The organism is Halorubrum sp. Hd13 (genome assembly GCF_002252755.1).
Classification (GTDB): Archaea; Halobacteriota; Halobacteria; order Halobacteriales; family Haloferacaceae; genus Halorubrum.
The window spans coordinates 1-26,251 of record NZ_NHOY01000083.1 but is presented as its reverse complement, the minus strand read 5'-3'; the positions used below and the strand labels follow the sequence as shown (position 1 = coordinate 26,251).

The following is a 26,251-nucleotide window of genomic DNA, read 5'->3' as shown; positions in this document are numbered from 1 at the left end:
TCCCCAGCCTCGTCGCTGGCACCCTCCGCTTCGCTCCGGGAGCCAGCGACTCCCTCGCGCGTGCGATTCGCGGCCTGACGGCCGCTCATCGGCACGCGCCACCGCTCGTTTATAAATGGCTGTGACGACACCTCGCGACCTTTTTATATATCACGTCGCCGTCTCGGCTTCGTCACTCGCTCCGGGCCGTCGCCGACCGTCTCCGGTTCCTCGCGGCCCGTCCCGGTCGCGAGCGAATCCTGCCCCGGTGCCGGTCGCTTATGTGCGTACGTCCGAAGAATGTGGTATGAACGAGGACTCTCGCGCAGACCGCCGCTCTCCCGTCGGCGAGCCCGTCGTCCGGGCCGACCCCGAGGTGACGGGCGAGCGGGCCGCGGAGGCGGTCGGCTTCGACCCCGACGACCCCGACAGCGTGGCCGAGGCGGCCGAGACGGTGGCCCGCTTCGCGGCCGGCGACGTCGGCGACGAGGACAACGTCCTGATGCTGCGCGGGGCGGCCGCGTGCGCGGCGCTCGTCCGCGGCGTCGGCTCGTACAAGGCGGCGGCCGAGCGCGCGGGCGACGGCGTCTCCGTGGCGTTCATCCGGAAGTGGGCCCGCGTCCACGACCTCCCGCAGGCGATCCGCCGCCAGGTCGCCGGCGGTCGGATAGCCCCGAGCGCGGCCAAGCACGTCGCGCGCCTGGGCGGCACCGACCGCTACCTCCTCGCGTGGGCGACCATCGACGGCGGGCTCACGGTCCGCGAGGTGCGCTCGATCGCCTCCGCCGTCAACGACGGGTCCGACGTCGAGGCCGCGGTCCGCGAGGCCGGGTTCGAACTCGGCTCTCTCGGCGTCCGCTTGCCCCTCGACACGTACGTGGATCTCCGGCGCCGCGCCTCGAACCGCAACCTCGAACCCGGGGCGCTCGTCGCCGAAGCGCTCGACGGCTACTTCGCCGGCGCGTCCGAGTAGCCTTCCGCGAACCGGCCGACGGCGGCCGCGATCGCTTCCCGCCCGCGCTCGACCTCCTCCCACGCGATCGTCTCGTCCGGGTAGTGCGCCTCCGCGACCGTCCCCGGCCCCAGCAACACGGTCGGGATCCCCGCCGCGACGTAGTGCCTGGAGTCGGCGCCGTACGTCGCGCCGGTCGGCTCGGGGTCCGGGAGGCCGGCGTCGACGAGCCCCGCCCGTGCGGCCTCGACGACCGGCTCGTCGACGGCGACCTCGCTCGCCTCGAACTGCACCGAGAACCGCTCGAACGTCGGCGGACGCTCGCGCAGCCACGGGTCCTCGGCGACGACCTCGTCCAACCGCGCGCGGAACGCCGCCTCCACTTCGTCGACCGTCTCGCCCGGCGCGACCCCGATCCGGAACTCGGCGGCGAGCGTCGCCGGCACCGTCGACGCCCACGACCCGGCCTCGACCCGCCCGCAGACCACCGGCCACGGCACCGGGAACTCCGCGTACAGGGGGTGGGTCACAGACTCGCCGCGCTCCGTCTCGAGGTCCATGAACGCCTCCCGGATCGCCTCGAACCGCGGGAGGACGTCCTCGCCGCGCCAGCGCGTGGCGGCGTGCGCGCTCCGGCCGCTCAGCTCCAGCCGCGCCATCAGCGACCCCTCGGTGGCGATCACGGGGCGCAGCTCGGTCGGCTCCGCGACGATCGCCGCGTCGCGCTCGAAGGGGTACGGGTTCGCGAGCGCCGCGGTCGCCGCGCCGTACCCGCCGTCCTCCTCGCCCGCGACCGCCTCGACGACGACGCGGAGCCCGCTCTCCGGGAGGTCGACTTCTCCGGCCGCGACCGACTCCCGGACGTCGAGCGCCGCGCCCACGCACGCCGCGACCCCCGATTTCATGTCCGCCGCGCCGCGAGCGGTGAGGGTTTCGTCGCCGCCGTCGGCACCACCTCCATCACCGCCACCGCCCCACTCCGGTTCGAAGGGGTCGCTCGACCACTCCGCGGGCTCGGCCGGGACCACGTCGATATGCCCGTTCAGCACGACCGTGGGAGTGAGGCCGTCGTCGACGTCATTCTCGCTGACTCCGCCGAGTTCGAGCACGCCCCCGACGCTCTGGCGTCCCGTCACGTCCGCCTCGTCGAGGTCGTCCGGGAAGGAGGGGTGCCCCGCGAGGAGGTCGGCGTCGGCGTCCCACGCGTACGTCTCGAAGCCGAGGTCGCCGAGTCGCTCCTCGACGAAGTCGGCCGCGGCCGCCTCCTCGCCGGCGGTGGAGGCGAACCCACAGAGGTCGGCGGCGAACCCGCGCATGTCGAAGTCCATGTTCGCGGCGACGGCGGCGCCCGTGAAACCGTTTCGGATCCGGCGGACGACGGCGTTTCGGCGGGCCCGCCGCGGGTGGTTTCTAAACGTTTATCCGTGGTCTGTCCCTACCGATCCGTGTCTGGGCCGGTAGCTCAGTTAGGGAGAGCGTCCGGCTTTTAACCGGACGGTCGGGGGTTCGAATCCCTCCCGGCCCGTTTTCCTGCGACCAACGGGAGCAGTGAAAACGCCAGCGGGATTCGAACCAGGGAGCACGCAGCGCCGAGCAGAGCGAGGCGACCGTGCGAGTGGGGTTCGAATCCCTCCCGGCCCGCTGTACCGCCGCGAGCAATATGGCGAGCGACGGCGCCGCTCGCTGGCGTCGAAAGGGAAAACAGAGCGTGTGTCGGTATCGTCGGCGTTACCCGGTTCAGTACCCGAGCCGCTCGCGCACGAGGACGACCGTCGTCCGGTCCTCCTCGGGCTCCTGCCGGTAGATGAGCTGTTTCGCGATCGACGACTCGACGCCGTACGCCTCCTGCGCGCGCTCGTTCTCCAGCGGGTACGCGACCGACTCCAGCCGGTCGAGGGCGTCGTCGAGCGTGGGGACGATCTTGTTCGCGCCGCTGACGATGACGACGTTGCCGGCGGCGAACGGGTACGCCCCGATCCGGCTGCCGGAGAGGTCGGCGGCGACGAGTTCGCCCGTCTCCGCGATCGCGTTGATCCCGCCGAGGAAGTAGTCCGCGGTCTGGGCCGTCCGGCGCGCGGCCTGTCGCTCGGCGTCGTCGTCGATGCCCCAGATCTCGTCCGGGAGGCTCTCCCAGTCGTGATCGCCGTCGCTCAGGAGCTCGTCGAAGCCGATCTCCTCCAGCGTCGTCGAGTGACCGTTCATCACCGACGCGCCCGCGGGGATCCGCGCTTCGACCGCCTCCAGCGCCTCGTCCGCCGAGTCGACGACGACGACCTCGAACCCGTTGGCCTCGAGGTTCGCCACCGCCGCTTCGACGGTCTCGTCGTCGGGTAGTCGGTCGAGCGCGTCGTCGATCGCCGTGTCGTCTGCGTAGTCGGCTTTCTGTTGTGGCATGGTGAAGTGAACGCGAATCGGGACCGCGGTGCGCCGCTCCGTGGCCGAGTCCACGTCGAGAGCGGCCGGGGTCCGTCTCGTATTCCATCCGAGGCGCGGCCGACACTTAACGGCTCGCGAACCCTCGTGTCGGGTGGTGACACCGGTGTTATCGTCGTGTCGGTGGGGTGACCGCTCGGGGCGCTCGGCAGAGCGACTGCGCGGAGCGCTCGGCGGTGCGACCGGCCGACGCCGCGAACGGCGAGCCGCCGGCTCGGCGCTCGGTCGTCTCGATAAAAAACGCGTGTCGTCGAGGCCCGCGAGGGCGCGCGACGGTCGGTCGGGAGGCGATACGGCGTCGGCGTCAGGTCGGAACGGATGGGGCGCGTGAGTTCTCGCCGAACTTCACACCTCGCGGGTCGCGTGCGCTCACGGGGCGACGCGCCCCGTTCGCTTCGAGGTCTCCCTGCGGTCGACCTCGCTCGCTCCCCGCTCGGTATCGAGGTTCTTTCAGAACCTCGCTTACATCGCGCCGCCCATGCCGCCCATGCCGCCCATGCCGCCGCCCATGCCGCCGGGCGCGCCGCCGGGGCCGCCCTCGTCGCCGCCGTCGTCGGTGCCGCCGCCCTTGAGGTCGCCGGCCGCGATGACGTCGTCGATGCGCAGGATCATGACGGCCGCCTCGGTGGCGGACTCGATGGCCTGGGTCTTGACGCGGAGCGGCTCCACGACGCCCTCGGCCTCCATGTCGATCACGTCGCCCGTGTAGGCGTCGAGACCGGCGCCGAACTCGCCGGCGTCGTGCCGGGAGCGGAGGTCGACGAGCGAGTCGATGGGGTCGAGACCAGCGTTCTCGGCGAGCGTGCGCGGGACGACTTCCAGCGCGTCGGCGAACGCCTCGACGGCGAGCTGCTCGCGGCCGCCGACGGAGTCGGCGAAGTCGCGGAGCTGCAGCGCGAGCTCGGCCTCGGGGGCGCCGCCGCCGGGCAGGACCTGCCCGTCGAGCAGCGTCGTGCGGACGACGCCGAGCGAGTCCTCGATGGCGCGCTCGACCTCGTCGACGACGTGTTCGGTGCCGCCGCGGAGGATGAGCGTGACGGACTTCGCCTCTTCGACGTCCTCGACGAAGATGCGCTCGTCGCCGCCGATGTCCTTCTGGGCGACGGAGCCGGCGAAGCCGAGGTCGTCCGACTCGATGTCCTCGAGGTTGGAGACGACGCGGCCGCCGGTCGCGCGGGCGAGGCGATTCAGGTCGCCGGACTTCGCGCGGCGGACGGCGAGGATGCCCTCCTGCGCGAGGTAGTGCTGGGCCATGTCGTCGATGCCGTCACCGACGAAGACGACGTCGGCGCCGATGTCGACGAAGTGGTCGACCATCTCGCGGAGCTGCTCTTCCTCTTGGTCGAGGAACTGCTGGAGCTGGTCGGGGTCGGTGACGTTGACCTCGGCGTCGATCTCCGTCTCCTTCACTTCGATGGCGCCGTCGAACAGCGCCACGTCCGCGTCCTCGACGGCGAAGGGCATGTTCTCGTCGACGCGCTCCTTGTCGACGATGACGCCCTCGACGAGCTCGGACTGGTCGATCGAGCTGCCGACGACCTTCTCGACGGAGACGTTCTCCGTGTCGATGCCGTCGTCGTCCTTGACCGCGAGGACGGAGTCGACGACGAGTTCGGCGAGGAGGTCCTTGGAGTTCTCCGCGCCCTTGCCCGTCATCGCCGTCTCGGCGATCTCGACGAGCGTGTCGTAGTCGTCCTCGGAGACTTCGATGGCGTCCTCCTCGAGGATCTCCTTGGCCTTCTCGGCGGCCTGACGGTACCCCTGCGCGAGGGTCGTCGCGTGGATGTCCTGGTCGAGGAGCTCCTCGGCCTGATCGAGGAGCTCACCGGCGACCACGACCGCGGAGGTGGTGCCGTCGCCGACCTCCTCCTCCTGCGTCTCGGAGACCTCGACGATCATGTTGGCCGCCGGGTGGTCGATGTCCATCTCTTTCAGGATGGTGACGCCGTCGTTCGTGACGACGACGGACCCGCCGGAGTCGACGAGCATCTTGTCCATCCCTTTCGGGCCGAGCGTGGTGCGGACGGACTCCGCGACCGCCTTGCCGGCCGTGATATTCATGTTCTGCGCGTCCTTTCCGGAAGTTCGCTGCGACTCCTCAGAAAGTACGATCATGGGCTGATTGCCCATCCGCTGGCGCTGTGACATTACAACCTTTGATTGTTTGTGATTCTATATAAACCCTTCGTTCAGGTCGTGCGAAACCGCAACACGGTGGGCGGTATTCCTCCGGCATGTGGCTCGTTATCACGGGTGTTTATATAGAACGACAGATCGAGCGTCGGGGCGCGATCGTGTATACACGGACTGCGGTGGCGCGTTCCGGTGAGCGGCCTGTCGGGCCGCGACCCGTCGGTGCGAGGGAGGCGGCGGCTTCGGCGGCGGTCGCTGCTGACGCAGAAACAGTCTCCGATAAGCGAACGACTGAGCCGACAACGCCGGGGCTAACTCACAGTTATTGCGGCGCGTTGAAGCTCACGTCGTCGTCGAGCTCGTTCGACATCCGCTCTAAGTACGAGTACACCGCGCCGTGCGGGGCCCCGTCCAACAGCATCCCGACCGCCCGGCGAACCACTTCCAGCTCCTCGGGCTGGCCGACGGCGCCCACGGTCGAGCCGTAGACGACGACGTTCGCGCCCGATAGCTCCTCCAGCAACTCGCGCGTGCGACCGTTCTCGCCGATGATCCGGCCCTTCTTGCGCTGGAGGTCGTTATCGTTGCGAGTGTGCTCGGAGAGGTCGATCAGGTCGAGCGTCCGGAGGTCGTGGTCGAGGATCGACAGCGCCGTCTCCGGCGTGAACCCCCGTCCGATCGCCTTGATCACGTCCGGCGCGACCATCGCGGCGACGGGGTCGTCGCGCTCCTCGATGGCGACGCTGCCCGACTCCGAGTCGACGTCCAGCCGCACGTTCGCCCGCTCTTCGATCTCCCGCATCGTCTCGCCGCCGGCGCCGATGACGACGCCGATACGGTCCTGCGGAACCGTCACGTGTTGCATACGTCGGAATACCCGGCGAAGCCTTTTAAGCGTGTCCGCCGGCTCCGGGTGTGCGGTCGCGTGACGGGGTCTTCGGCCGCTTGAGACCGATACCGTCGCGATTCACTCGCCCGACTCCCCGCTCGGGTCGGCCTCCGGTTCCGTCACGTACGACCGGAGGTCGTCGGGGTCGACGTCGATCCCCTGCCGGGTGAAGAACGTCGCCACGTTCTCGCAGTCCCGCTGGAGGAACTCGCCCGCGTTCGGGTGGTGGACGGTCACCGCCTGCCCGAGGTCGATGATCACCAGCTCGCCGTCGTGGATGATCATGTTGTACTCCGAGAGGTCGCCGTGGATCAGGCCGGCCCGGTAGAGCCGGCGCATGTATTCGCGGACGACCTCGTAGGCGGTCTCGGGGTTCTCCACGTCGACCTCGTTCAGCCGCCGGGCGCGGTCCTCGGCGTGGCCGACCAGCTCCATCACGAGGACGTTCCGCTGAACCGCGATCGGTTCGGGGACGCGCACGCCGGCCTTCCGCGCGCGCTCGAGGTTCGCGAACTCCTTGCGGGTCCACGCCAGCACGACCGCCTTCTTGTCGCTCGCGATCCCCTCGAACCGCGGGTCGCCCTCGAGGTAGTCGCGCATCTGCCGGAAGTTCGAGGAGTTGATCCGGTACACCTTCACGGCGACCTCGCGCTCCGGCGTGACGCCCTCCGGACCGCCGCCCGCGGCCGCGGAGCCGGGCTCCGGTCGCTCGCCCGCCTGCCCGCCGAGCGCCTCGAAGACGCTCGCCTCCTTCCCGGTCGACACCGGCCCGCCGAAGGCGTCGACGTAGCCGTCCTGCACGAGCTTGTAGATGGCCGCCAGCGTCGCGTCGTCGAACACCGACTCCTGGAGCTTGAACTGCTCGGTGTCCTTGATCCGCTTGCGGAACTCGTCGAACTCCCGGTCCTGTCGGAGGGCGATCCGGTCCGCCTCCGTGTCGGAGATGTCCAGCTGCTCCCACTCGTCGCCGGGCTGCTCGTCGGGCTCTAACAGGACGAACTCCTCGCTCATTCGCGTGGGAGTTCGGCGCCGCGAGGGATAAGCGAGGGGGTCCGCGGGCCGCTCCGTCAGTCGTCGGCGACCGGCGCCCCGTCGCTCCCGGTCACCAACCCGTCGTCAGTCGCCCGTTCGGCGATCCGCGGCTGGAACACCCACGCCGCCAGCAGGACGATCGGGACCATCGACACGCCGACGACCGCGTAGCCGGTGTGGAGGGTCGGGAGGAACGGGGCCGCGTACACCAGCGGGTAGACGATCCCGCCGACCGTGCCGACGCCGCCGACGACGCCGGCCACCGCGCCGGAGCTGTCCGGGAACATCGCGGGCACCTGCGCGAAGATGGCGCCCTCGGAGAACGCACAGCCCATGCCGACGAGGAAGCCGGCGCCCACGGCGACGAGCACCCGGCCGGAGAGGCCGGCGAGCGTCATCCCGAACATCGCGAGGACGACGAAACACAGCGAGACGAACGTCCACTGCTCGCGGTAGCGACCCGCGAAGAGCGGGATGATATCCCGTTCGGCTCGAGCCAGCCGGTCGCTGACGTACCCGCCGATCGGCCGCAGCAGCCCGGCGGCGACCGAGAACGTCGCGGCGAACGTCGACGCCAACACGAGGTTCTGCGTGTCGAACCCCTCGCGGTAGTAGGTGGCCAGCCAGCCGTTCATCGAGAGTTCGAGCCCGAACGTCATCACGTACGCGAGCGCCAGGACCACCGTTCCGTACCTAGTGGCGGTGAAGATCCACTCTCTCAGCCCGGCCTTCTCCTTCGTCGCCGCGCGCTTCTCGCTGCTCTTGGCGGCCTCGCCGAACGCGTAGTAGACGCCCGCCAGCAGGATCGACACCACGCCGGTGTAGAAGAACGCGGCGCGCCAGTTCGTGTCGAAGATCGGCCCGCTCCACCCGGAGGAGAACACCCACGGGAGCACGAGCGCCCCGCCGGCCGCGCCGGCGTTGCCGACCCCGGCGTAGATCCCCTCGGCGGTTCCGAGCTCCGCCGCGTCGAACCACTCGGAGACGTGCTGGATCCCGATCACGAACGTGATCCCCGCCGTGGCGACGATCAGCCGCGTGACGAAGAACGTCGCGTACGACTCGGCGAACGCGCTCCAGATCGAGAAGACGCCGACGTACGCCAAGACGATGGCGAAGATCGTCGGCGCCCCGAACCGGTCCGAGAGCCACCCGGTGAGGATCCGGCCGAACGGCGCCAGCCAGATCGCCGCGCTCGCCAGGACGCCGATATCGGCCAGCGACAGCCCGAACTCCTCGGCCATCGGTCCCGTGAAGGGCGCGAACGAGAACCAGATCAGGAACGAGAAGTTGAACCCGACCGTCGCGAGCAGCAGCGTCCGGTACTTCGTCATCCGGATCGGACTGTTCACGCGTACCACCCCTGAGAGCTACCCGTCACCCGCCGATCCGGCCCGGCCGTCCTCGGAGCCGACGACAATGGCCGGATGACCGCCCACGCGTGCGAGCATCCCGCTCCGAGTGTTGGTTCCTCACACTCAACCGCTCGTGAGATTCCGTATCTGAGTTTATTCACGTTGAAGGCACACGAACTAGGGGTTGAAAAGATAACTGATGAACATACGTCCGTTAATCCACGATGGAATGAGTAATAGCGCAATCCGCGGCTCGAGATATATTTATTTCACTACCTGGTTACAGAATTTTTATTACTGAGCTAATACGCCCGATAGAACTGATGAAACAAAATAATATACCAAATTGTTGTTCATTATATGGTCTAAGGATCGCGTCGAGGGAACGCCGTCCTCGACGCAGACGGGGCGCGTCCGGAAAACGCCGGCCGCGGATCACTCGGCGGCGACCGCCTCGTAGTCGCGTCGCTCCCGTCGGTCGGGAGCCGAGATCCGCACCGCGCACTGCTTGAAGTTCGGTTCGGCGGAGTCCGGGTCGACCGCGGACAGCGTGAGCTCGTTTATCGCCCCGTAGTGAATCGGCAGCCAGACCATACCGGGTGGAACGTCGTCATTCGGGCTGACCGCGACTCGAACCGCGGACCGGCGGGACGCGATCACCGTCTCCCCCCGGTCGAACGCCGCCAGGTGTCGAGCGATCGTCTCCGGGTGGATCCGCGCCGTCGGACGGCCGTTCCCGTCGTCGTCTCCCGTCCGGACGCCCGTGTTGTAGACGCCGTCGGCCCGCCCCGTCGTCAGCGTGAGCGGGTACTCCCCGTCGACCGGTTCGGGGACCTCGCTGTGCGCGACCGTCGAGAACCGCGCGCGACCCGACGCCGTGTCGAACGACCAGTCGCCGTCGTCGCGGTACCGGTAGCCGCCCTCCGCGTCGGCGGTCGGGGCGGGCCAGCGGACCGCCAGCTCCGACGCGAGCCGGTCGTAGGAGATCCCGGACAGGTCGGCCGTCGTGCCGGCGGTGAGGTCGCGGATCTCGTCGAACACCGCGGCCGGGTCCAGCGGCGGGTCGTCGAACAGACCGGAGTGGATCCGGTCGCCGACCGCCGCGATGATGTCGAGGTCCTGGCGGGCGTCTCCCGGCGGATCGGTCACCGCGGTGACCCGCGAGACGCGCCGTTCCATGTTCGTCGTCGTCCCCTCGGACTCCCCCCACGTCGCCGCCGGGAGGACGACGTCCGCCAGCTCGACGGTGTCGGATCGGAACGCGTCCTGGACGATCAGGAACGCGTCGTCGAGCGCGCGCTCGACGTGGCCCGCGTCGGGCATTCCGGCGACCGGGTTCGTCGCGACCGTCCAGCAGACGTCGACGTTGCCGCGGGCGAGCTCGTCGACGATGCGCACGAAGCCCGGACCGGGGGAGTCGGGGAGCCGGCCGAGCGGCACGTCCCAGGCGTCGGCGACGGCGCGCCGGGCGGACGAGTCGTCGAACGGGCGGTACCCCGGCCAGGTCCGCTTCGAGGCGCTGACGCGGTTCCCCATGGAGTTGGCCTGGCCGGTCAGCGAGAAGGGGCCGCTCCCGGGCCCCATGTTCCCCGTGGCGAGGCAGAGGTCGATCAGCGCCCGCGCGGTACCGGTTCCCTGCACGCTCTGGTTGACGCCCATCCCCCAGTAGACCAGCGTCGGATCCCCGAACGCGTCGGCGATCTCCCGGACGCGTGCGGGCGAGACGCCGGCGACCGCCGCGGCGTCGTCGACGCTGGGGAGCGACTCGGCGGTCGCCGCGAACCCCTCCGTGTGTCGCTCGACGAACGCCTCGTCGACCGCGCCGGCGTCGACGACCCCCGCGAGCACCGCCCGCGCCAGCGCGAGGTCGGTCCCGGGCTCCGGCCGGACGTGGACGTCGGCGTCGGCCGCCGTCCGCGTCTCGACCGGGTCGACGACGATCAGTTCGCCGTCGCCCGCGGCGGCGCTGTTCTCGATCCACGAGTGCAACACGGGATGCGCGACGGCGGGGTTCGCTCCCCAGACGACGTGGGTCTCCGCCGCCGGAACGTCGTCGTAGGTCGGCGGGGGCGCGTCGCTGCCGAACGCCTGGGCGTACGCCGCGACGGCCGAGGCCATACACAGGGTCGTGTTCGCGTCGTAGTGTCGCGTCCCGAACGCGCCGCGGGCGACCTTTCCGAGCGCATACGCCGCCTCGTTCGTCTGTTGCCCGCTCCCCAACACGGCGACGTTGTCGGGGTCCCGGCGAATGGCCTCGATGAGCCGCGTCGTCACGACGCCGAGCGCGGTGTCCCAGTCCGTCGGCCGGAGCGATCCGCCCCGACGGATGAGCGGCCGCGTCAGCCGCTCCGCGCCCGGGTCGACGGTCTCGCTGACCCCGCGCTGGCAGTTGCGGCCGCCGGTCGTCGGGTGGTCCGGGTCCCCGGAGACGTCGACGAGGCGGCTCTCGTCGGTCGACTCCTCCTGGCGGTAGCCGCACCCGACCGCACACCGCATACAGGTGGTCGGTTTCCGGTCGCTCATACGCTGACCGGTGGCGTCAGAACTGATCGTTCGTCGTTTCTCTGGACATCGTTGTTCGGAAACATTTCGACTGTGTCCACGGTGGCCTGTATGACGGATAACTATTGTTTATAATCAAAAACCACCGTATATCGGGTATCTGGGGTGTTTCGTGCGATCGCGGCGGAACACATCCCTATCGATTGAAGTTCCTTAACCAATATCCCGCTGTGAGAAGATAGTTCCGATCCGAAACGTCTGGGCGAAGTCGCTTTGGGAATAACAAATTCGCTCCGAAGCGGCCGAAATTATCTGGGCTGAATCGACCGGATTCCGATCTGTGGCGATCGAGCGCATAATTTCTGTATTTATTAAAGAGACAGCATTTTATGCCACGATATCCACGTAATATCCAGACAAATGCGCCAAACATTTGAAAAAGAACTGGCCGAGGCTCGGATCGGCAACTCGGGTGAGGCTGCGTGACGAACAAGAAGGAGACGTGGAAAGACGGGATGTACGGCGACGAGGTCCGGGAGAAGATCCTCGAGTTCGCGGAGGCGGGGTGGGAGTCGATCCCGGAAGACGAACGCGACATGTGGTTCTCTCGGTTCAAGTTCTGGGGCGTCTTCCACCAGCGCTCCGGCCAGGAGAGCTACTTCATGCTGCGGCTGGCGAACGCGAACGGCCTCCTCACCGCCGAACAGCTGCGCGCCGTCGGCGAAGTCGCCGCGGAGTACGCCAGGGGGCCGGTGTCGAATCCGGAGTTCGGCGACGCGTGGATCGATCTCACCACCCGCCAGTCGATCCAGCTCCACTGGCTCAAGCTCGAAGACATCCCGGCCGTCTGGGAGAAACTGGAAGGCGTCGGTCTCTCGTCGCGCTCCTCGGGGGGCGACACGATGCGGAACATCTCCGGCTGTCCGGTGGCCGGCCGCGACAAACACGAGTTCGTCGACGCGCAGCCGGTCCTGGACGAGATCACGGCGAAGCTCCGCGCGGACGACGACCTGGCGAACATGCCCCGGAAGTTCAACATCAGCGTGACCGGCTGCCGCGAGGGGTGCGCGCAGGACTCGATCAACGGGATCGGCCTCGAACCCGCCGCGAAGGCGGTCGACGGCGACGACGTGCGCGGGTTCAACGTCCGCGTCGGCGGCGGCCTCGGCGGTCGGGAGCCCCGGCGGGCACGGAGCCTCGACGTGTTCGTGACGCCCGACGAGGCGTACGACGTCGTCAGGGGGTTCGTCGAACTGTACTTCGAGAACGGGAACCGGGAGAACCGACAGAACAACCGGAGTCGGTTCTTCGTCGACGAGTGGGGCACGGAGAAAATTCGCGACCGCCTGCAGGCGTCGTACGTCGACTTCGACCTCCGGCGCGAGGGAGCGGACCTCCGCGACGAGTACACGTACAACGCCGGCAAGGCGCCGTCCGAGGGGAAACACGATCACGTCGGCGTCCACGAGCAGACCGACGGCGACTACTACGTCGGTCTGGCGGTGCCGATCGGACGGCTGACCGCCGCCGAGACGGTCCGGCTGGCCGATCTCGCGGCGACGCACGGCTCTAGTGAGATGCGGCTCACCCGGCGGCAGAACCCGCTCATCCTGGACGTGCCGGAATCTGAGCTGGACGAACTCCTCGACGCCGACCTGCTCGAGACGCACAGCCCCGAGCCGAGCGTGTTCACGCGGGGCGCGATGGCGTGTACGGGCACGGAGTTCTGCTCGCTGGCCCTGACGGAGACGAAGGCCAGGACGGCGGCGATGCTCCGCTGGCTGCGCGCCAACGTCGACCTCCCGGACGACGTCGAGCAGATCAAGATCCACTACTCCGGCTGCACGGCGGACTGCGGCCAGGCGATGACCGCCGACATCGGCTTCCAGGGGATGCGAGCGCGGAAGGACGGCGAGATGGTCGAGGCCATCGACGTCGGCGTCGGCGGCGGGATCGGCCCCGAGCCCTCCTTCGTCGAGTGGATCAGACAGCGCGTCCCGGCCGACGAGGTCCCCGGCCTGCTGCGGAACCTCCTGAACGCGTTCGCGGCGGGGCGCGAGGAGGGAGAGACGTTCCGTGAGTGGGTCGAGGCGACCGGCGAGGAGGCGCTCGTCGAACTGGCCGAGCCCGAGGAGACCGACTACGAGGACCCCTGTCTCACCGACGCGAAGCGGTCGTGGTACCCGTTCGCCGACGGCGAGGGGCCAGCACCGACCGACGTCGACGGGACGCCGTTAGCGACCGAGAGCGATGACTGACCGGACCGCCGAGGCGACTCCCGAGCGCCTCCGCGACCGCGCCGTCGACGAGGCGACCGTGCCGGTGGCGTCGATGGACGTCGCTCCGGAGCTGTTCCCGACCGAGGCCACCGACGTCGAGACGGCGCGGGGTGGGGAGTGAACGACCCCGTCCCGACCACCTGCATGCGGTGCGCGGTCGGGTGCGGCCACCTCACCGGACGGGTCGACTCGGGGTACGGAATCGACGGCGTCCGGGGGGACGTCGCCCACCCGACGAACCGCGGGCTCGCGTGTTCCCGCGGCATCGACGAGACGCAGAACCCCGACGGCGAGTGGCTGACGCGACCGTACGTCCGACAGGAGGGCGAACTGCGACGCACCACGTGGGACGTCGCGCTCTCCCGGGTCGTCGACGAGTTCCGCGACGTGCTCGACCGGGACCGCCACGGCCTCGCGGTCCTCGGAAGCGGCCAGCAGACGAACGAGGCCGCCTACGCGCTGGGGAAACTGGCCCGCGGCGGCTTCGGGACGCGACACTACGACGCGAACACGACGCTGTGTATGGCGAGCGCCGTGGCCGCGTACAACGACGCGTTCGGGAGCGACGCGCCGCCGCCGACCTACGACGACATCGGGGACGCGGCGACCCACGTCGTCTGGGGCGCGAATCCGGCGGTGGCACATCCCGTGCTGTTCCGGTGGGTAGTCGAGAGCGCGACCGAGGACGGGAGTCGGCTGATCGTCGTCGACCCGGTCGAGACGCGGACCGCGGAGCAGGGAGACCGACACGTCGCCCCCGACCCGGGGACGGACCTCGCGCTGGCCCGCGCCGTCCTCGCCCGAGCGATCGAGCGCGGCGAGGTCGACGAGGCGTTCGTCGAGGAGGCGACGACCGGCTTCGAGGCGGTCCGGGAGTCGCTACCGGACCCGGCGACGGCCGCGGCGACCGCGGGCGTCTCCCTCGCGACCGTGGACGCGCTCGCCGACGCGTTCGGGGATCCGACGCTGGTCTACTGGGGAATGGGCGTCAACCAGAGCGTCCAGGGGACCGACACCGCCGGCGCCCTGATCGACCTCTGCCTCGCCACGGGAAACATGGGCCCGGGAAGCGGCCCCTTCTCGCTGACCGGACAGGCCAACTCCATGGGGACCCGCGTGTGCTCGTCGAAGGGGTCGTGGCCGGGGATGCGCTCGTTCGAGGACCCGGCCGAACGGCGGACGATCGCCGAGGCGTGGGGCGTGTCCGTCGAGCGCCTCCCGGACGATTCGGGCCCGGGACCGGTCGGTATCTGCGAGGCGATCGACGGCGGTCCCGTCGAGGCCGTGTGGGCCGTCGCGACGAATCCGGCCGCGGGACTGCCGGACGCGTCGGCCGCCCGCGACCGCCTCCGTGAGACGTTCCTCGTCGTTCAGGACGCGTTCCACACCGACACCACCGAACTGGCGGACGTCGTCCTCCCGGCGGCGACGTGGGGGGAGTCGGACGGCACGGCGATGAACATGGAACGGCGCGTCTCGCGGGTCCGTCCGGCCTCCGACCTCGCGCCGGCCGTGCGGACCGACCTGGACGTCATCACGGCCGTCGGAGAGGCGATCGCTCCCGGGCTGTTCCCGGAGACGGAGCCGGCCGCCGTGTTCGACGAGCTCGCCGCGCTCACCGCCGGCACGGCCGCCGACCTCTCCGGCGTCTCGTACGACCGGCTGCGGGAGGAGCGCGCCGTCCGCTGGCCCGCTCCGTCCGCGAAGTCGGAAGGCGGGTACCGCTACCACGACGGCGGCGGCTGGTCGTTTCGGACGCCCTCCGGCCGCGCCCGGTTCTCCACCGGAACGCACGGCGAAGCCCCCGAACCGACCGACGAGTCGTATCCGCTCGTGTTGACCACCGGCCGCGAGCCGGACGGGTACAACACCGGTGTCCGGTCGCGGGACGGGGAGGCGGACCCCGCGGTCGTCGCGCGGGTGAACCCGGCCACGATCGAGCGCTCGAGCGACGGGACGAGAACGGAGGGAGAGGCGTCGGAGTCCGCGTCGGAGTCGTCGGATCCGGTCGGGGAAACGGCGATCGAACCCGGCGCGATCGCGCGTCTCGTCTCCCGGCGCGGCTCGATTTCCGTCCGCGTCACAGCCGACACGGCCGTCCCGACGGGAACGGTCTGGCTGCCGATCCACAACGGGGCGACCAACGACCTGACGCTGGCGGCCACCGACCCGCGCTCGAACGAACCGAACTACAAGCAGTGCGCGGTCGCGCTGGCGCCGACCGCCGCCGAGGTCGCCGCCGAGGAGCCGCGTCGGACCAAACCGACCGCCGACGACTGAGACGGAACCCGATCACGATCTCATGTCAAACCGAATCACGACCGTGAACGCGTACACGACGCTCGACCTCGTCGCCGCCCGGATCGAGACCCACGAGACGGCCCTGTCGCTCGACGGGGTGGTGGACGTCGCGGTCGCGGACGACTCGCCGGACTGCGTCGTCTTGAGCGTCGAACTGGACACGGTCGGCGTCGACGGGGTCACCCCGCACGCCGACCGCGTTCGCTTGACTCCCGAGCAGGCGGAGACGCTGGCCGACGACCTGACGGAGTACGCCCGCGACGCGAGGGCAGAGTCCGACTGACGTCCGGCCGAGACACGCTCACAGCACGTCGAGCGCGTCCTCGACCGGCATGTGACCGTCTCGAACCGCCGTCAGGATCTCGCGCCGCTCCTCGAGCTCGGGGTCGACCCCCTCGTCGCCGTCGTCGCCGCCCACCTCACCGAGCGTCACCTTCTCCGTCTCGCCGACGAACTCGGGGAAGTCGGTGCCGTCGGCGAGCGCTTTCTCCTTCTTGACGCGATACGACCCGGCGTCGGTGGTGTACAGGTCGCCCGGGTGGAAGAAGTACCAGTCCTCGCGGTCGAACCGCACCGCGATCCGCGCCTTCGCGCCGAAGTTCCGCGCGAAGAACAGGAGCGCCTCCACCTCCTCGCCGGTGAGGTAGATGGGGTCGCCCGCGCTCGACTTCGCCTCGATGGCGTAGAACGTCTCGCCGTCGCCGGCGAGCACGTCGGGGAGCTCCCGCTCCGTCGCGGCGCCGCTGGCCGGCGCGCGCATCACGGCGAACCCGGCCTCGTCGAGGGCGTTCACCAGCTCGCGCTCGCGGCGGTCCCCCTTCCGGTTAGCGGACACGGTCGTCGTCACCCGGTTCGGTCATGGACGCCGTAGGCGCGAGGCGGTCAAAAGGGCGGCGGGTCGGCGCGGCCCGCACGGATCCACCGCGCCGCCGCCGCTACCGCCGGAGCCGCTCCGCGTGCTCGACGACGACCCGGCCGAGCCGCTCGGTCCGCTCCCGGACGTCGTCGTCCGCGATCCCGGTCTCGTCGACGACGCCCGACGCGCCGCTGATCCCGACCTCGTGGGGGACGGTCCAGGCGTGGACGTTCCGGAACGTCGACCGGAGGTGTTCGAGCGTCCCGCCGTAGGAGCCCCCGCCGGCGGTCGCCAGCAGGCCGACGGCGGTGTCCTCGTACTCAGTCGAGCCGCAGAAGTCGTGGAAGTTCTTGAACGTCGAGGAGTAGGAGCCGCGGTAGACGGGGGTCCCGGCGAGCACGCCGTCGGCCTCGCGCACCCGCCGCGTCAGCGCCTCGCTGTCGCCCTGCGCGTCCTCGTCGGGGTGGTACAGCGGGAGGTCGACCGCGCCGAGATCGATCGTGTCCGTCTCCGCGCCGACGTCGCTCGCGGCGTCGAGCGCGACCGACAGCGCGGCCCGCGTGGTGCTGTCCGCGCTCCGGCTGCCGGAGATCGCGACGATTCGTGTCACGGTCCCGCTTCGCGGGCCGAGCGCAAAAGCGCGGCGAGTGACGCCCGACGCCCCCGCAAGGTTCGCGACCGGCACCGGGCCTTATTGTCCCGGCCGCCGACGTGGCCCGCATGGACGAGATCTCCTTCGGCACGGACGGCTGGCGGGCGACGCTCGACACGTTCACCGACGAGCGCGTGCGGATCGTGGGGCAGGCGGTCGCCGACCACCTCGCGGCGGCGGGCCGCGACGAGCCGGTCGCGGTCGGCTACGACGCCCGCGAGACCTCGGAGGGATTCGCCGAGAGCCTCGCCGAGGTCCTCGCCGGCAACGGCTTCGACGTGATACTTCCCGAGCGCGACGCGCCGACCCCCGTGATCGCGTACGCCATCGTCGACCGCGGGCTCGCCGGCGCCTGCATGGTCACCGCCTCGCACAACCCGCCCGAGTACAACGGCGTGAAGTTCATCCCGCACGACGGCGCGCCCGCGCTCCCGGACGTCACGGAGGACGTGGTCGACCGGCTCGCCGAGCCCGACCTCCTCCCCGAGGCCGAGCGCGGCGAGGTCTCCCGCGTCGACCTCGTGAGCGCCCACGCCGACGCGGCCCGCGACCTCGTGGGCGCCGACCTCGACGGGCTCACGGTCGCGTACGACGCGATGCACGGGAGCGGGCGCGGCGTCACCGACGCGCTCCTCGAATCGGCCGGCGCCGAGGTCGTCCGGCTTCGCTGCGAGCGCGACGTGACCTTCGGCGGCGAGTCCCCCGAACCCTCGGCCGAGCACCTCGAGGAACTGGCCGCCCGCGTCACCGACCCCGACAGCGACGTCGACCTGGGTGTCGCCAACGACGGCGACGCCGACCGGATCGCGGTCGTCACGCCCGAGCGCGGCGTGCTCGACGCGAACCTCTTCTACGCCGCCTGCTACGACCGCCTCTTGGAGGACGACGCCGGGCCCGCGGTCCGCACCGTCTCCACGACGTTCCTGATCGACCGGATCGCGGAGGCGCACGGCGAGCAGGTGTACGAGACCCCGGTCGGGTTCAAGTGGGTCGCCGAGGCGATGGGCGAGCACGACGCGCTGTTCGGCGGCGAGGAGTCCGGCGGGTTCACTCTCCGCGGGCACGTCAGGGAGAAGGACGGCGTGTTGATGTCGCTGCTCGCCGCGGGCACCCACGCCGCGGAGCCGTTCGACGAGCGCGTCGACCGTCTCCTCGACGAGTACGGCCACATCGCGGCCGGGAAGGTGTCGCTCGACTGCCCGGACGACCGGAAGGAAGGCGTCCTCGACGAGCTGGAGGACCACATCCCCGAGTCGGTCCGCGGGTCGCCCGTCGCGAAGGTCGTCACGCTCGACGGCTTCAAGCTCCTCTTGGAGAACGGCTCGTGGCTGCTCGTGCGCCCCTCCGGGACGGAGCCGAAGCTCCGGGTGTACGCCGAGGCCGACGGCGACGAGGCGGTCGACGAACTGCTCGCCGAGGGCCGCGAGATCGTCGAACCGCTGATCTGAGCGCGGGAGAGCCGGACCGGGCCTAGCCCGGGATCCCCCGAGAGCCGACCCCGAACCCGACCCCGCCGCCGCCGCCGACGACTTTCAGTTCCGCCTTGGATTCGGCTCGAATACTTATGAATTAACTTCTTACCGTCGTGTGCGGCCGCCCTCCGGCCGCGACTGCCATGCACGACGAGCTACCCGCGCCCCCGACGACGGGGGCCCCGATTGCCGAGTCGAGGACCGAGCGCAGCGACGACCACCGAGACCGCGGCGACGGCCTGCGGGACCGCGGGGTCGGCTCGCGAGCCGGCGGTGACGACCCACCGGACCGCGATCCCGAGCCGCCCGCGACCGGACCGGCGTCGTCCCGCACCCGAGACGGGGTGGATCCGCCCGACGGATCGGCGGGGGCCTCACCCGACGGCGCGCCCGCGGAGCGGTCCGACGAGGCCGACGACTCGGACGACGAGGAGCCTCTCGCGTACCGGCTCGAACGCCTCCGTCTCTGGCGGACACTGGCGACGCTCGCGGTCGTCGTCGCCCGCCTCATCCGGTCGCTTTGAGCGTTACCGTGACGGTCCGATCGGGTGCCTTTTTAGGTGATACCGCCCTAGCCGAACGTATATGTTCAAGGCCATCGTGGGCGCGTCGACGTTTCAGGACGCGCTCGATTCGGTGAGCGTGCTGGTCGACGAGTGTAAGATCCGCCTGAACGAGGAGGAGCTCTCGATCCGCGCCGTCGACCCCGCCAACGTGGGCATGGTCGACCTGACCCTCGAAGCCGCAGCGTTCGAGTCGTACGAGGCCGACGGCGGCGTCATCGGCGTCAACCTCGCCCGGCTGGAGGACATCGCCGGGATGGCCAACTCCGGCGACCTGATCCACCTCGAACTCGACGAGGAGACCCGCAAGCTCCACATCGAGATCGACGGCCTCTCGTACACCCTCGCGCTCATCGACCCCGACTCCATCCGCCAGGAGCCGGACATCCCGGAACTCGACCTCGCCGCCGAGATCGTCGTCGAGGGCGCCCAGATCGACCGCGGGATCAAGGCGGCCGACATGGTCTCGGACCACATCCGCCTGCGCGTCGACGAGACCGACGAGGCGTTCTTCATCGAGGCCGAGGGCGACACCGACGACGTCGACCTCGAGCTCACCCGCGAGGACCTCATCGCGCTCACCGCCGGCCCCGCCGACTCGCTGTTCAGCCTCGACTACCTGAAGGACATGAACAAGGCGATCCCCGGCGACGCCGAGGTCACCATCGAGCTCGGCGAGGAGTTCCCCGTCAAGCTCCACTACGGGTTCGCGGAGGGGCTGGGGAACGTTACTTTCATGTTAGCTCCGAGAATACAAAGTGACTAACGCGGTCTGCCCGACCTGTAGCACGGAGTTCAAACGAGTCGGGAGTCACTGGGCGAACGGCTCATGCCCGTACCCACGGATTCCTCCGCGCAAACAGGAGATGGTTTTGGGATTGCTCATGGGCGACGGATCAATACCCGTCCAACCCGACGGCAGTAACGGTGTGTTTCACGTCCCAATGGTTAATCAGCAGTTTCTAGAATGGTACGACCATCAAATGGGACTGTTCACTACCGGAGTATCATTAAAGAAAACTGCCGAGGAACTCGCCGAGAACAATCGGGAATCCGGATTTAGCCCGACCGCGAAAGCCGAGAATTACCACGATATGTACAGTGTTTGGAGTCGAAGTCATCCATACTTCACCCGGCTGCGGGGTTGGTACGAGTCGGGTACCAAGCGAATTCCAGAGGATTTCGAATTAACTCCAAAAATAGCGAAATTCTGGTATATTTCGGATGGATTTCTCGATGTGAATCGGAATCGGACGCCGAGAGCCGAAATTCGAACTCACACTGAGTCAGATCGTTCCGATTTCCTTCTCGATCTGTTCAGAGAACACGGGTTCGATCCCAACTTTCGGCGAGGCACCGTTCGGTTTCTCCGCGAAGAGACCCGCTCGTTTCTCGACTGGATGGGTAACCCGCCGCCCGGTTTCGAGTACAAGTGGGTACTCGACTCGCGAGAACGCTACGATCGCCTGAAGGCACAGGCGTACGGCGAAGCACGCGCCTTCTAATCAGTCCACGACCGGGATCGACACCGTCACGGTCGTCCCCCGCGGCTCGCGCTCGGCGTAGTCGACGTCGGCCCCGATCGCCGCCGCGCCCCACGCGACGACCCACAGCCCCAGCCCGGAGCCGTGTTCGAGGGCGGTCTCGCGCCCGGACTCGACGGTCTCGATCTCGTGGTCCGGGATCCCGGGGCCGTCGTCGTCGACGGTGAGAACGAACCGGTCGGCCTCCCCGCTCCCGTCGTCCTCGCCGCGCTCCCGCCCGAGCGTCACCCGGACCCACGCCCCGCCGTCGTCGCGCTCGACGCCCTCGCCGTCGTGGTGGACGAGCGCGTTTTCGACGGTGTTCTCGACCACCGCGCGGAGCGCGTCGGCCCTGACGCGGGTGGTCCAGTCCCGGACGCTCTCGCCCCCGTCGGCACCCGCTTCCGCCCCGCGCTCGACGTCCAGTTCGACCGTCGCGTCGCCGTCGCGGTCTCCCGCGTCGGCGACGACGTTCCCGACGAGCTCGTCGACGGCGACCGCGCTCGTCTCCGCGTCGGCGAGGAGCCGCTCGACGGTGCCGGCCTTCTCGCCCAGCGCGGCCAGCGCGCCCGCCCGTCGCTCGATCGCGTCGGCCATGCGCGCCAGCTCGGGGTCCTCCAATCGGTCGGCGAGCAGCTCGCCGTAGCCGCGGACGACGCCCGCGTCGTTCCGGAGGTTGTGCCGGAGCACGCGGTTCAACACCTCCAGCTGCTGGCGGCGGCGCTCCCGCTCCGTCACGTCGGAGAAGACGACCGTGTAGCCGACGCGCGTCCCGCTGGGGTCGGTCAGCGGCGAGGTCGACACCGCGTACGTGCGTCGGCCCGCGCCGGCTCCGGCGTCGACCTCGACCGTCTCGCGGGCGCCGCCCTCGACCGTCTCGCGGGCGCCGCCCTCGCCGTCGCCGCGCTCGCCGTTCGACCCGCTCACCTCGACCGGGAGGTCGAGGAACGCGTCGAGCGGGCGGTCGCGCGCGGTCTCGGCGTCGACGCCGAGCAGCGTCTCGGCCGCGGGGTTGAGCCTGACGACGCGCCGATCGAGCGCGAGCGCGACGATCGGGTCGGCGAGGTCGTCGATCGCGGTGCGCTCGGCGGCGCGGCTGGTCGTCGGGTTGCGGTCGAACATCTCCGCGCGGTCGAACGCGTAGGCGTCCAGCAGCATGTGCGGGACGAACATCAGGGGCGCGAGCTGGAGCTGCGGCACCGGTCCGAGCTCCAGCGTCCACGCGACCAAGGCGAACCCCGGCGGCAGCGAGCTCAGCGCGACCGCGGCGCTCTCCCGGCGGTACAGCGGGCCGTAGCTGAGGAGGGTGTCGACGAGGAGGAAGACGGCGCTGGCGACGAGCACGGTCTCGACGGCGACGACGAGGTACGCCCAGAGCCCGAACGCGTACGAGACCGTCGAGACGCCGAACGCGGGATCCATCCCGAACCCGGTCCAGAACGCCCCGTGGAGCGGGTTCGTGGCGAGCAGCGCGGTCGAGAGGAGGCCGAAGCCGACGACCGCCGCGAACAGCCGGCTCCGGACCACGTCGCTCCGGCCGGTGTACTCCAGCGCGAAGCCGAGGAAGGCGATCCCGGTCCAGACGATCCCGAGCCACGTCGTCGCCTCCAGCGCGGTCCGGAGCGTCGGGTCCGTGACGAGCAGCCCGACGCCGTACGACAGACACCACGTCGCCTGCGCGGCGAACACGCCGAGGAACCAGTCGACGCCGGGCCGTCCGCGGTGTTCGCGGATCGCCAGCGCGAGGCCGATCGCCCCCGCCCCGCCGGCGAGCGAGCCGACGGCGGGCCACGCCGGGACGAGGTCGAGGGCCATGTGTGGGGGACGACGGCGACGGTCGGCGTAAAACTGTCGTGCGGCCGCGGTCCGCGTCGCCCTCGCCTCGGCGCGGTCATCCGGTCCGGCGTCCGAACGCCGCGGCGACGGGCACGAGGAGGAGCGCGCCGACGAGGAACGGCGAGGCGACGGCGACCGTGTAGAGGACGGCCATCAGGGGCGGGCCGACGGTCCGGCCGAGGCTCGACGCGCCCTGCGTCACCCCGAAGGCGGCCCCCTGCTCCGCGTCGTCGGCCGACGCGGAGACGAGCGTCGCCAGCGAGACGTTGACGAGGGCGTTCCCGAGCGAGAGCGCCGCGAGCGCGAGGAGCAGCGCGACGAGCGGGAGCGTGAGCCACGCGGGTCCGCCGAGCGCGACCCCGCCGACCGCGCCGTCGACGAGCCCGGTCGCGGGGATCGCGACGAGCGCGCCCGCGAGGACGACCGACCCGGCCGCGACGAGCGTCCGCGACGGGACGACCCGCGAGAGCCGCCCGACGAGCACCCCTTGGTTCACCGCGCCGAGGACGCCGACGTACGTGAGCAGGAACGCCGCGGCGGTCGCGTCGTAGCCGAACGCGTCCGCGACGAACGGGATGAACATCACCTGTACCCCCGCGAACGCGACGGCCACGACGAAGTACGCGACCGTCAGCGGCCGGAGCGTCACCGAGGCGAGCGCGTCGCGGAACTGGCCGATAGCGGTGGTGCGCCGGGTCCCCTCCGACCCGGCCGCCCCCGCGTCTCCCGCCGGCCGCGTCCGCGTCGGTTCCTCGAGGAAGGCGGCGCCGACGCCGACCGCGAGGAAGCTCATCCCGGCCGCCGCGAAGCTCGGCAGCGAGTACGCCGTCGCCGGGACGAACGCCGGGAGGAGGGCGTCGACGCGGGCGACCACGGGGTCGGCGGCGAGCAGTCCGCCGATCGCCGGGCCGAAGACGAAGCCGAGCGCGAACGACGCGCCGACGAGCCCAAGCGCGCCCGCCCGCCGGTCCCGCGGCGTGATGTCGGCGACGTACGCCTGCGCGGCGGCGATGTTGCCGCCCATCGCCCCCGCCAGCGTCCGGGAGGCGAACAGCGTCCCCAGCGCCGCGGCGGTCCCGAATCGCGCGCCCGACTCGCCGGCGTAGCCGAACGTCACCCACGCGACGCCGGCGGTCGCCAGCGACGCGAGCAGGACGGGTCGGCGCCCGATCCGGTCCGAGAGCTGGCCGAGCGTGGGCGCCGCGAGGAACTGCGCGAGCGAGTACGACGCCGCTAGGAGACCGATGAAGGCGTCGCTGACGCCGAACGACCGCACGTAGAAGGGTAAGATCGGGATCACGATCCCGAAGCCGACCAGGTCGATGAACACGACGCCGATCACGACCGCGAGCGCGCGCCGCGGGTCGGCGACGGCGGGGGGCCGCGGGGGCTCGTCGCTCTCGCCGGCGTCGGGGTCGGCGTCCGGCGGGGGGGCACCGACGTCCCCGCCGACGTCGCCGTCGATCGATGCGACGCCGGCTTCCGGGTGTGTCACGGTGGCGAGAGGACGCGCGTGAACTTAAAAAGGCGGACGGGCCCGCTCCGGCGTTCGCCGCCGGCTCCCGCCCGCTACAGGTGTCGCTCGATGACTCGCTTCGCGGACTGCCCCTTCTCCTTCCAGCCGTATCCCTCGTCGTACACGTGGCGCTTGGCGTCGACGAGCTCCTCCGGCGTCGACTCCTCGAAGCCGCCGCGGTCCCACGCGCCGGACTCGCGGAGCCACTCGACCACGTTCTCGCGGGTCTCGGGCCACGAGAGCCCGACCATCTCGTACCACGCGACCATCGCGAAGACGGCGTTGTCGTGACAGCCCGGGACGGAGCCGTGCTCGTAGACGGTCCGCATGGGGTCGCGGGTCGGCTCCGAGACGAGCTCCTTGAACTCGGCGGCGGTGAGGAGGCGGAGGCGACCGCCCTCCTCGACGACGCGCTGTTCCCGTTCCAAGGCGTCGAGCGCGGCCTTGCGGAGCCCGCCCCACTCCCCGTGGACCGCCTCGCGCAGCGTTGACTCGGCCATCCCGTCGGGCTCGGCGGTGAGAACGGTCAACAGGTCCGTGTACGCCTTCTCGATGGTCGGCCAGCTCACGCCCTCGAAGTCGCAGTCGGCGTCGTGGAGGCTGTTGGTCGTCCGGCAGCCGGGACACGGGTAGCGGAACGTCGGCACTGGGTGAGAGTGGGTCGCGCCCCGAGTTAGGGTTTTCGCGACGCGGCTCGCGGAGTCGTTCCCGGCGTCGCCGAGGTCGACGCCCGCCCTCGGCACCGTCGATCACGGCGTTCCGAAACGTTTACTCGCCGGCCGGCCGCGATTTCAGACGGTATGACTAAAGTTAGCGTCATCGGTGCGGCGGGGACCGTCGGGGCAGCGGCCGGCTACAACCTCGCGCTGCGCGACGTTGTCGACGATCTCGTCTTCGTCGACATCCCGGATCAGCGGGAGACGACGATCGGGCAGGCGGCCGACGCGAACCACGGGATCGCCTACGACTCGAACACGACCGTCCGACAGGGCGAATACGAGGACACCGCCGGCTCGGACGTCGTCGTGATCACGGCCGGGATCCCGCGGAAGGAGGGGCAGACCCGGATCGACTTGGCGGGCGATAACGCGCCCATCATGGAGGACATCGGCTCGTCGCTGGCCGAGCACAACGACGACTTCGTCACCGTCACCACCTCCAACCCGGTCGACCTCCTGAACCGCCACCTGTACGAGGCGGGCGACCGCGACCGCCACGAGGTCGTCGGCTTCGGCGGGCGGCTCGACTCCGCGCGCTTCCGCTACGTCCTCTCCGAGCGCTTCGACGCGCCCGTCAAGAACGTCGAGGCGACGATCCTCGGCGAGCACGGCGACGCGCAGGCGCCCGCCTTCTCGAAGGTGCGCGTCGACGGCCGCGACCCCGAGTTCGACGCCGACGAGAAGGAGGAGATCCTCGCGGACCTCCAGGAGTCCGCCATGGACGTGATCAGCCGGAAGGGCGCCACGCAGTGGGGCCCGGCCACCGGCGTCGCCCACACCGTCGAGGCCATCCTGAACGACACCGGCGAGGTGCTCCCCTGCTCCGTCGTGCTCGACGGCGAGTTCGGCTACGAGGACACCGCGCTCGGCGTCCCCGCGAAGCTCGGTTCGAACGGCGTCGAGGAGGTCGTCGAGTGGGACCTCGACGAGTACGAGGCCGACCTGCTCGACGAGGCCGCGGAGAAGCTCTCCGAGCAGTACGAGAAGATCGCCTGAGGCGCGCCCGACACCGCGGTCGACGCCGCAGTCTCCACTCTGCTTTTTAAACCGACCCGCAGACTGTCGACCTGGTTTATAAGTAGTCCTGAGTGACGGTGGTGATCGATCGGAACTCAGGACCGCGGTGGCGCGCGCCCCCGAGCGGCCGCCATCGGCGGCCGCGAGGAGCGTGCGCGAGGGAGGAGCGAGCGAAGCGAGCGACGAGGCTGGGGAGGTGTGGGGTGCGGTTGCTGTGCGGGGTGGGACTCAAAGGGGCAGCC

General features: G+C 70.2%; 22 protein-coding genes and 1 tRNA gene. 11 read left to right on the top strand and 12 right to left on the bottom strand.

The annotated features are described in order from the left end of the window. The first annotated feature begins 286 nt into the window (after positions 1-286). Positions 287-952 carry a hypothetical protein gene (locus tag DJ81_RS11130; protein ID WP_094522044.1) on the top strand — a complete coding sequence of 222 codons (666 nt, stop codon included), beginning with the start codon at positions 287-289 and terminating at the stop codon, positions 950-952. Here DJ81_RS11130 and DJ81_RS11125 read toward each other — a convergent pair. Beyond that, complete coding sequence (locus tag DJ81_RS11125; protein ID WP_094589757.1) at positions 928-2,259, bottom strand: M20 family metallopeptidase; 1,332 nt, start codon at positions 2,257-2,259, stop codon at positions 928-930. The genes DJ81_RS11130 and DJ81_RS11125 overlap by 25 nt on opposite strands. Positions 2,260-2,382: 123 nt before the next feature. Between DJ81_RS11125 and DJ81_RS11120 the strand changes: the two genes are divergently transcribed. Next, positions 2,383-2,456, top strand: a tRNA-Lys gene (locus tag DJ81_RS11120). 212 nt (positions 2,457-2,668) lie between these two features. On the opposite strand, the gene DJ81_RS11115 is transcribed toward DJ81_RS11120, so the two are convergent. The 6 genes from DJ81_RS11115 to nasA (DJ81_RS11090) form a co-directional block, all read right to left on the bottom strand. After that, the gene (locus tag DJ81_RS11115; RefSeq protein WP_094527090.1) at positions 2,669-3,325 is read right to left on the bottom strand and encodes a lactate utilization protein; all 657 of its coding nucleotides are present in this window, start codon (positions 3,323-3,325) and stop codon (positions 2,669-2,671) included. Positions 3,326-3,826: 501 nt separating this feature from the next. Then, a complete protein-coding gene (gene thsA, locus DJ81_RS11110) occupies positions 3,827-5,479 on the bottom strand; it encodes a thermosome subunit alpha (protein WP_094522046.1) in 1,653 nt (550 codons plus the stop codon). A gap of 340 nt (positions 5,480-5,819) precedes the next feature. After that, on the bottom strand, positions 5,820-6,362 hold the full coding sequence (locus tag DJ81_RS11105) for a KH domain-containing protein (protein ID WP_049983967.1): 543 nt from the start codon (positions 6,360-6,362) through the stop codon (positions 5,820-5,822). A gap of 102 nt (positions 6,363-6,464) precedes the next feature. Further along, on the bottom strand, positions 6,465-7,397 hold the full coding sequence (gene rio1, locus DJ81_RS11100) for a serine/threonine-protein kinase Rio1 (RefSeq protein ID WP_094589755.1): 933 nt from the start codon (positions 7,395-7,397) through the stop codon (positions 6,465-6,467). A gap of 56 nt (positions 7,398-7,453) precedes the next feature. Continuing rightward, positions 7,454-8,752 carry an MFS transporter gene (locus tag DJ81_RS11095; protein ID WP_094589753.1) on the bottom strand — a complete coding sequence of 433 codons (1,299 nt, stop codon included), beginning with the start codon at positions 8,750-8,752 and terminating at the stop codon, positions 7,454-7,456. A gap of 456 nt (positions 8,753-9,208) precedes the next feature. Then, on the bottom strand, positions 9,209-11,296 hold the full coding sequence (nasA, locus tag DJ81_RS11090) for an assimilatory nitrate reductase NasA (protein WP_094589751.1): 2,088 nt from the start codon (positions 11,294-11,296) through the stop codon (positions 9,209-9,211). A 461-nt stretch (positions 11,297-11,757) separates the two neighbouring features. Between nasA (DJ81_RS11090) and DJ81_RS11085 the strand changes: the two genes are divergently transcribed. From DJ81_RS11085 to DJ81_RS11075, 4 genes are read left to right on the top strand one after another with little or no spacing between them, the layout of a single operon-like run. Next, positions 11,758-13,533 carry a nitrite/sulfite reductase gene (locus DJ81_RS11085; protein WP_094589749.1) on the top strand — a complete coding sequence of 592 codons (1,776 nt, stop codon included), beginning with the start codon at positions 11,758-11,760 and terminating at the stop codon, positions 13,531-13,533. Then, positions 13,526-13,675, top strand: a complete 150-nt coding sequence (locus tag DJ81_RS19230) for a hypothetical protein (RefSeq protein ID WP_170938304.1) — start codon at positions 13,526-13,528, stop codon at positions 13,673-13,675. The genes DJ81_RS11085 and DJ81_RS19230 overlap by 8 nt, the downstream gene beginning before the upstream one ends. A 23-nt stretch (positions 13,676-13,698) precedes the next feature. Continuing rightward, positions 13,699-15,834 carry an assimilatory nitrate reductase NasA gene (nasA, locus tag DJ81_RS11080; protein WP_094589761.1) on the top strand — a complete coding sequence of 712 codons (2,136 nt, stop codon included), beginning with the start codon at positions 13,699-13,701 and terminating at the stop codon, positions 15,832-15,834. Positions 15,835-15,856: 22 nt separating this feature from the next. Then, positions 15,857-16,138: a DUF6360 family protein gene (locus tag DJ81_RS11075; protein ID WP_094527084.1), complete on the top strand. Its 282-nt coding sequence runs from the start codon at positions 15,857-15,859 to the stop codon at positions 16,136-16,138. An 18-nt stretch (positions 16,139-16,156) separates the two neighbouring features. On the opposite strand, the gene hjc is transcribed toward DJ81_RS11075, so the two are convergent. Together hjc and DJ81_RS11065 are read right to left on the bottom strand one after the other, a co-directional pair. After that, positions 16,157-16,702 (bottom strand): Holliday junction resolvase Hjc, encoded by a 546-nt coding sequence (hjc, locus tag DJ81_RS11070; RefSeq protein ID WP_094522048.1) that lies wholly within the window; start codon positions 16,700-16,702, stop codon positions 16,157-16,159. A gap of 88 nt (positions 16,703-16,790) precedes the next feature. Then, on the bottom strand, positions 16,791-17,321 hold the full coding sequence (locus DJ81_RS11065; protein WP_094522049.1) for an NADPH-dependent FMN reductase: 531 nt from the start codon (positions 17,319-17,321) through the stop codon (positions 16,791-16,793). A 110-nt stretch (positions 17,322-17,431) separates the two neighbouring features. Between DJ81_RS11065 and DJ81_RS11060 the strand changes: the two genes are divergently transcribed. From DJ81_RS11060 to DJ81_RS11045, 4 genes are all read left to right on the top strand, one after another. Next, positions 17,432-18,811: a phosphoglucomutase/phosphomannomutase family protein gene (locus tag DJ81_RS11060; RefSeq protein ID WP_094522050.1), complete on the top strand. Its 1,380-nt coding sequence runs from the start codon at positions 17,432-17,434 to the stop codon at positions 18,809-18,811. 167 nt (positions 18,812-18,978) lie between these two features. After that, positions 18,979-19,359 (top strand): hypothetical protein, encoded by a 381-nt coding sequence (locus DJ81_RS11055; protein ID WP_094522051.1) that lies wholly within the window; start codon positions 18,979-18,981, stop codon positions 19,357-19,359. Positions 19,360-19,420: 61 nt separating this feature from the next. Then, positions 19,421-20,164 carry a DNA polymerase sliding clamp gene (locus DJ81_RS11050; RefSeq protein ID WP_094526300.1) on the top strand — a complete coding sequence of 248 codons (744 nt, stop codon included), beginning with the start codon at positions 19,421-19,423 and terminating at the stop codon, positions 20,162-20,164. A 100-nt stretch (positions 20,165-20,264) separates the two neighbouring features. After that, positions 20,265-20,903 carry a hypothetical protein gene (locus DJ81_RS11045; protein WP_094589747.1) on the top strand — a complete coding sequence of 213 codons (639 nt, stop codon included), beginning with the start codon at positions 20,265-20,267 and terminating at the stop codon, positions 20,901-20,903. Here DJ81_RS11045 and DJ81_RS11040 read toward each other — a convergent pair whose 3' ends face one another. From DJ81_RS11040 to DJ81_RS11030, 3 genes are all read right to left on the bottom strand, one after another. Further along, positions 20,904-22,736 (bottom strand): histidine kinase N-terminal 7TM domain-containing protein, encoded by a 1,833-nt coding sequence (locus DJ81_RS11040; protein WP_094589745.1) that lies wholly within the window; start codon positions 22,734-22,736, stop codon positions 20,904-20,906. Positions 22,737-22,812: 76 nt separating this feature from the next. Beyond that, positions 22,813-24,252 carry an MFS transporter gene (locus DJ81_RS11035; protein WP_094589743.1) on the bottom strand — a complete coding sequence of 480 codons (1,440 nt, stop codon included), beginning with the start codon at positions 24,250-24,252 and terminating at the stop codon, positions 22,813-22,815. 74 nt (positions 24,253-24,326) lie between these two features. After that, positions 24,327-24,920, bottom strand: coding sequence for a hypothetical protein (locus tag DJ81_RS11030; protein WP_094589759.1), 594 nt, complete (start codon positions 24,918-24,920; stop codon positions 24,327-24,329). A gap of 153 nt (positions 24,921-25,073) precedes the next feature. On the opposite strand from DJ81_RS11030, the gene mdh reads away from it, so the two are divergent. Beyond that, positions 25,074-25,988: a malate dehydrogenase gene (gene mdh / locus DJ81_RS11025; RefSeq protein WP_094522055.1), complete on the top strand. Its 915-nt coding sequence runs from the start codon at positions 25,074-25,076 to the stop codon at positions 25,986-25,988. The last annotated feature ends 263 nt before the right edge of the window (positions 25,989-26,251 follow it).

Coding starts and splice junctions, on each gene's coding strand:
- DJ81_RS11130 (WP_094522044.1), top strand. CDS start 287: ATGAACGAGGACTCTCGCGCAGACCGCCGCTCTCCCGTCGGCGAGCCC.
- DJ81_RS11125 (WP_094589757.1), bottom strand. CDS start 2,259: ATGGACTTCGACATGCGCGGGTTCGCCGCCGACCTCTGTGGGTTCGCC.
- DJ81_RS11115 (WP_094527090.1), bottom strand. CDS start 3,325: ATGCCACAACAGAAAGCCGACTACGCAGACGACACGGCGATCGACGAC.
- thsA (WP_094522046.1), bottom strand. CDS start 5,479: ATGATCGTACTTTCTGAGGAGTCGCAGCGAACTTCCGGAAAGGACGCG.
- DJ81_RS11105 (WP_049983967.1), bottom strand. CDS start 6,362: ATGCAACACGTGACGGTTCCGCAGGACCGTATCGGCGTCGTCATCGGC.
- rio1 (WP_094589755.1), bottom strand. CDS start 7,397: ATGAGCGAGGAGTTCGTCCTGTTAGAGCCCGACGAGCAGCCCGGCGAC.
- DJ81_RS11095 (WP_094589753.1), bottom strand. CDS start 8,752: ATGACGAAGTACCGGACGCTGCTGCTCGCGACGGTCGGGTTCAACTTC.
- nasA (WP_094589751.1), bottom strand. CDS start 11,296: ATGAGCGACCGGAAACCGACCACCTGTATGCGGTGTGCGGTCGGGTGC.
- DJ81_RS19230 (WP_170938304.1), top strand. CDS start 13,526: ATGACTGACCGGACCGCCGAGGCGACTCCCGAGCGCCTCCGCGACCGC.
- nasA (WP_094589761.1), top strand. CDS start 13,699: ATGCGGTGCGCGGTCGGGTGCGGCCACCTCACCGGACGGGTCGACTCG.
- DJ81_RS11075 (WP_094527084.1), top strand. CDS start 15,857: ATGTCAAACCGAATCACGACCGTGAACGCGTACACGACGCTCGACCTC.
- DJ81_RS11060 (WP_094522050.1), top strand. CDS start 17,432: ATGGACGAGATCTCCTTCGGCACGGACGGCTGGCGGGCGACGCTCGAC.
- DJ81_RS11055 (WP_094522051.1), top strand. CDS start 18,979: ATGCACGACGAGCTACCCGCGCCCCCGACGACGGGGGCCCCGATTGCC.
- DJ81_RS11050 (WP_094526300.1), top strand. CDS start 19,421: ATGTTCAAGGCCATCGTGGGCGCGTCGACGTTTCAGGACGCGCTCGAT.
- DJ81_RS11045 (WP_094589747.1), top strand. CDS start 20,265: ATGGTTTTGGGATTGCTCATGGGCGACGGATCAATACCCGTCCAACCC.
- DJ81_RS11040 (WP_094589745.1), bottom strand. CDS start 22,736: ATGGCCCTCGACCTCGTCCCGGCGTGGCCCGCCGTCGGCTCGCTCGCC.
- mdh (WP_094522055.1), top strand. CDS start 25,074: ATGACTAAAGTTAGCGTCATCGGTGCGGCGGGGACCGTCGGGGCAGCG.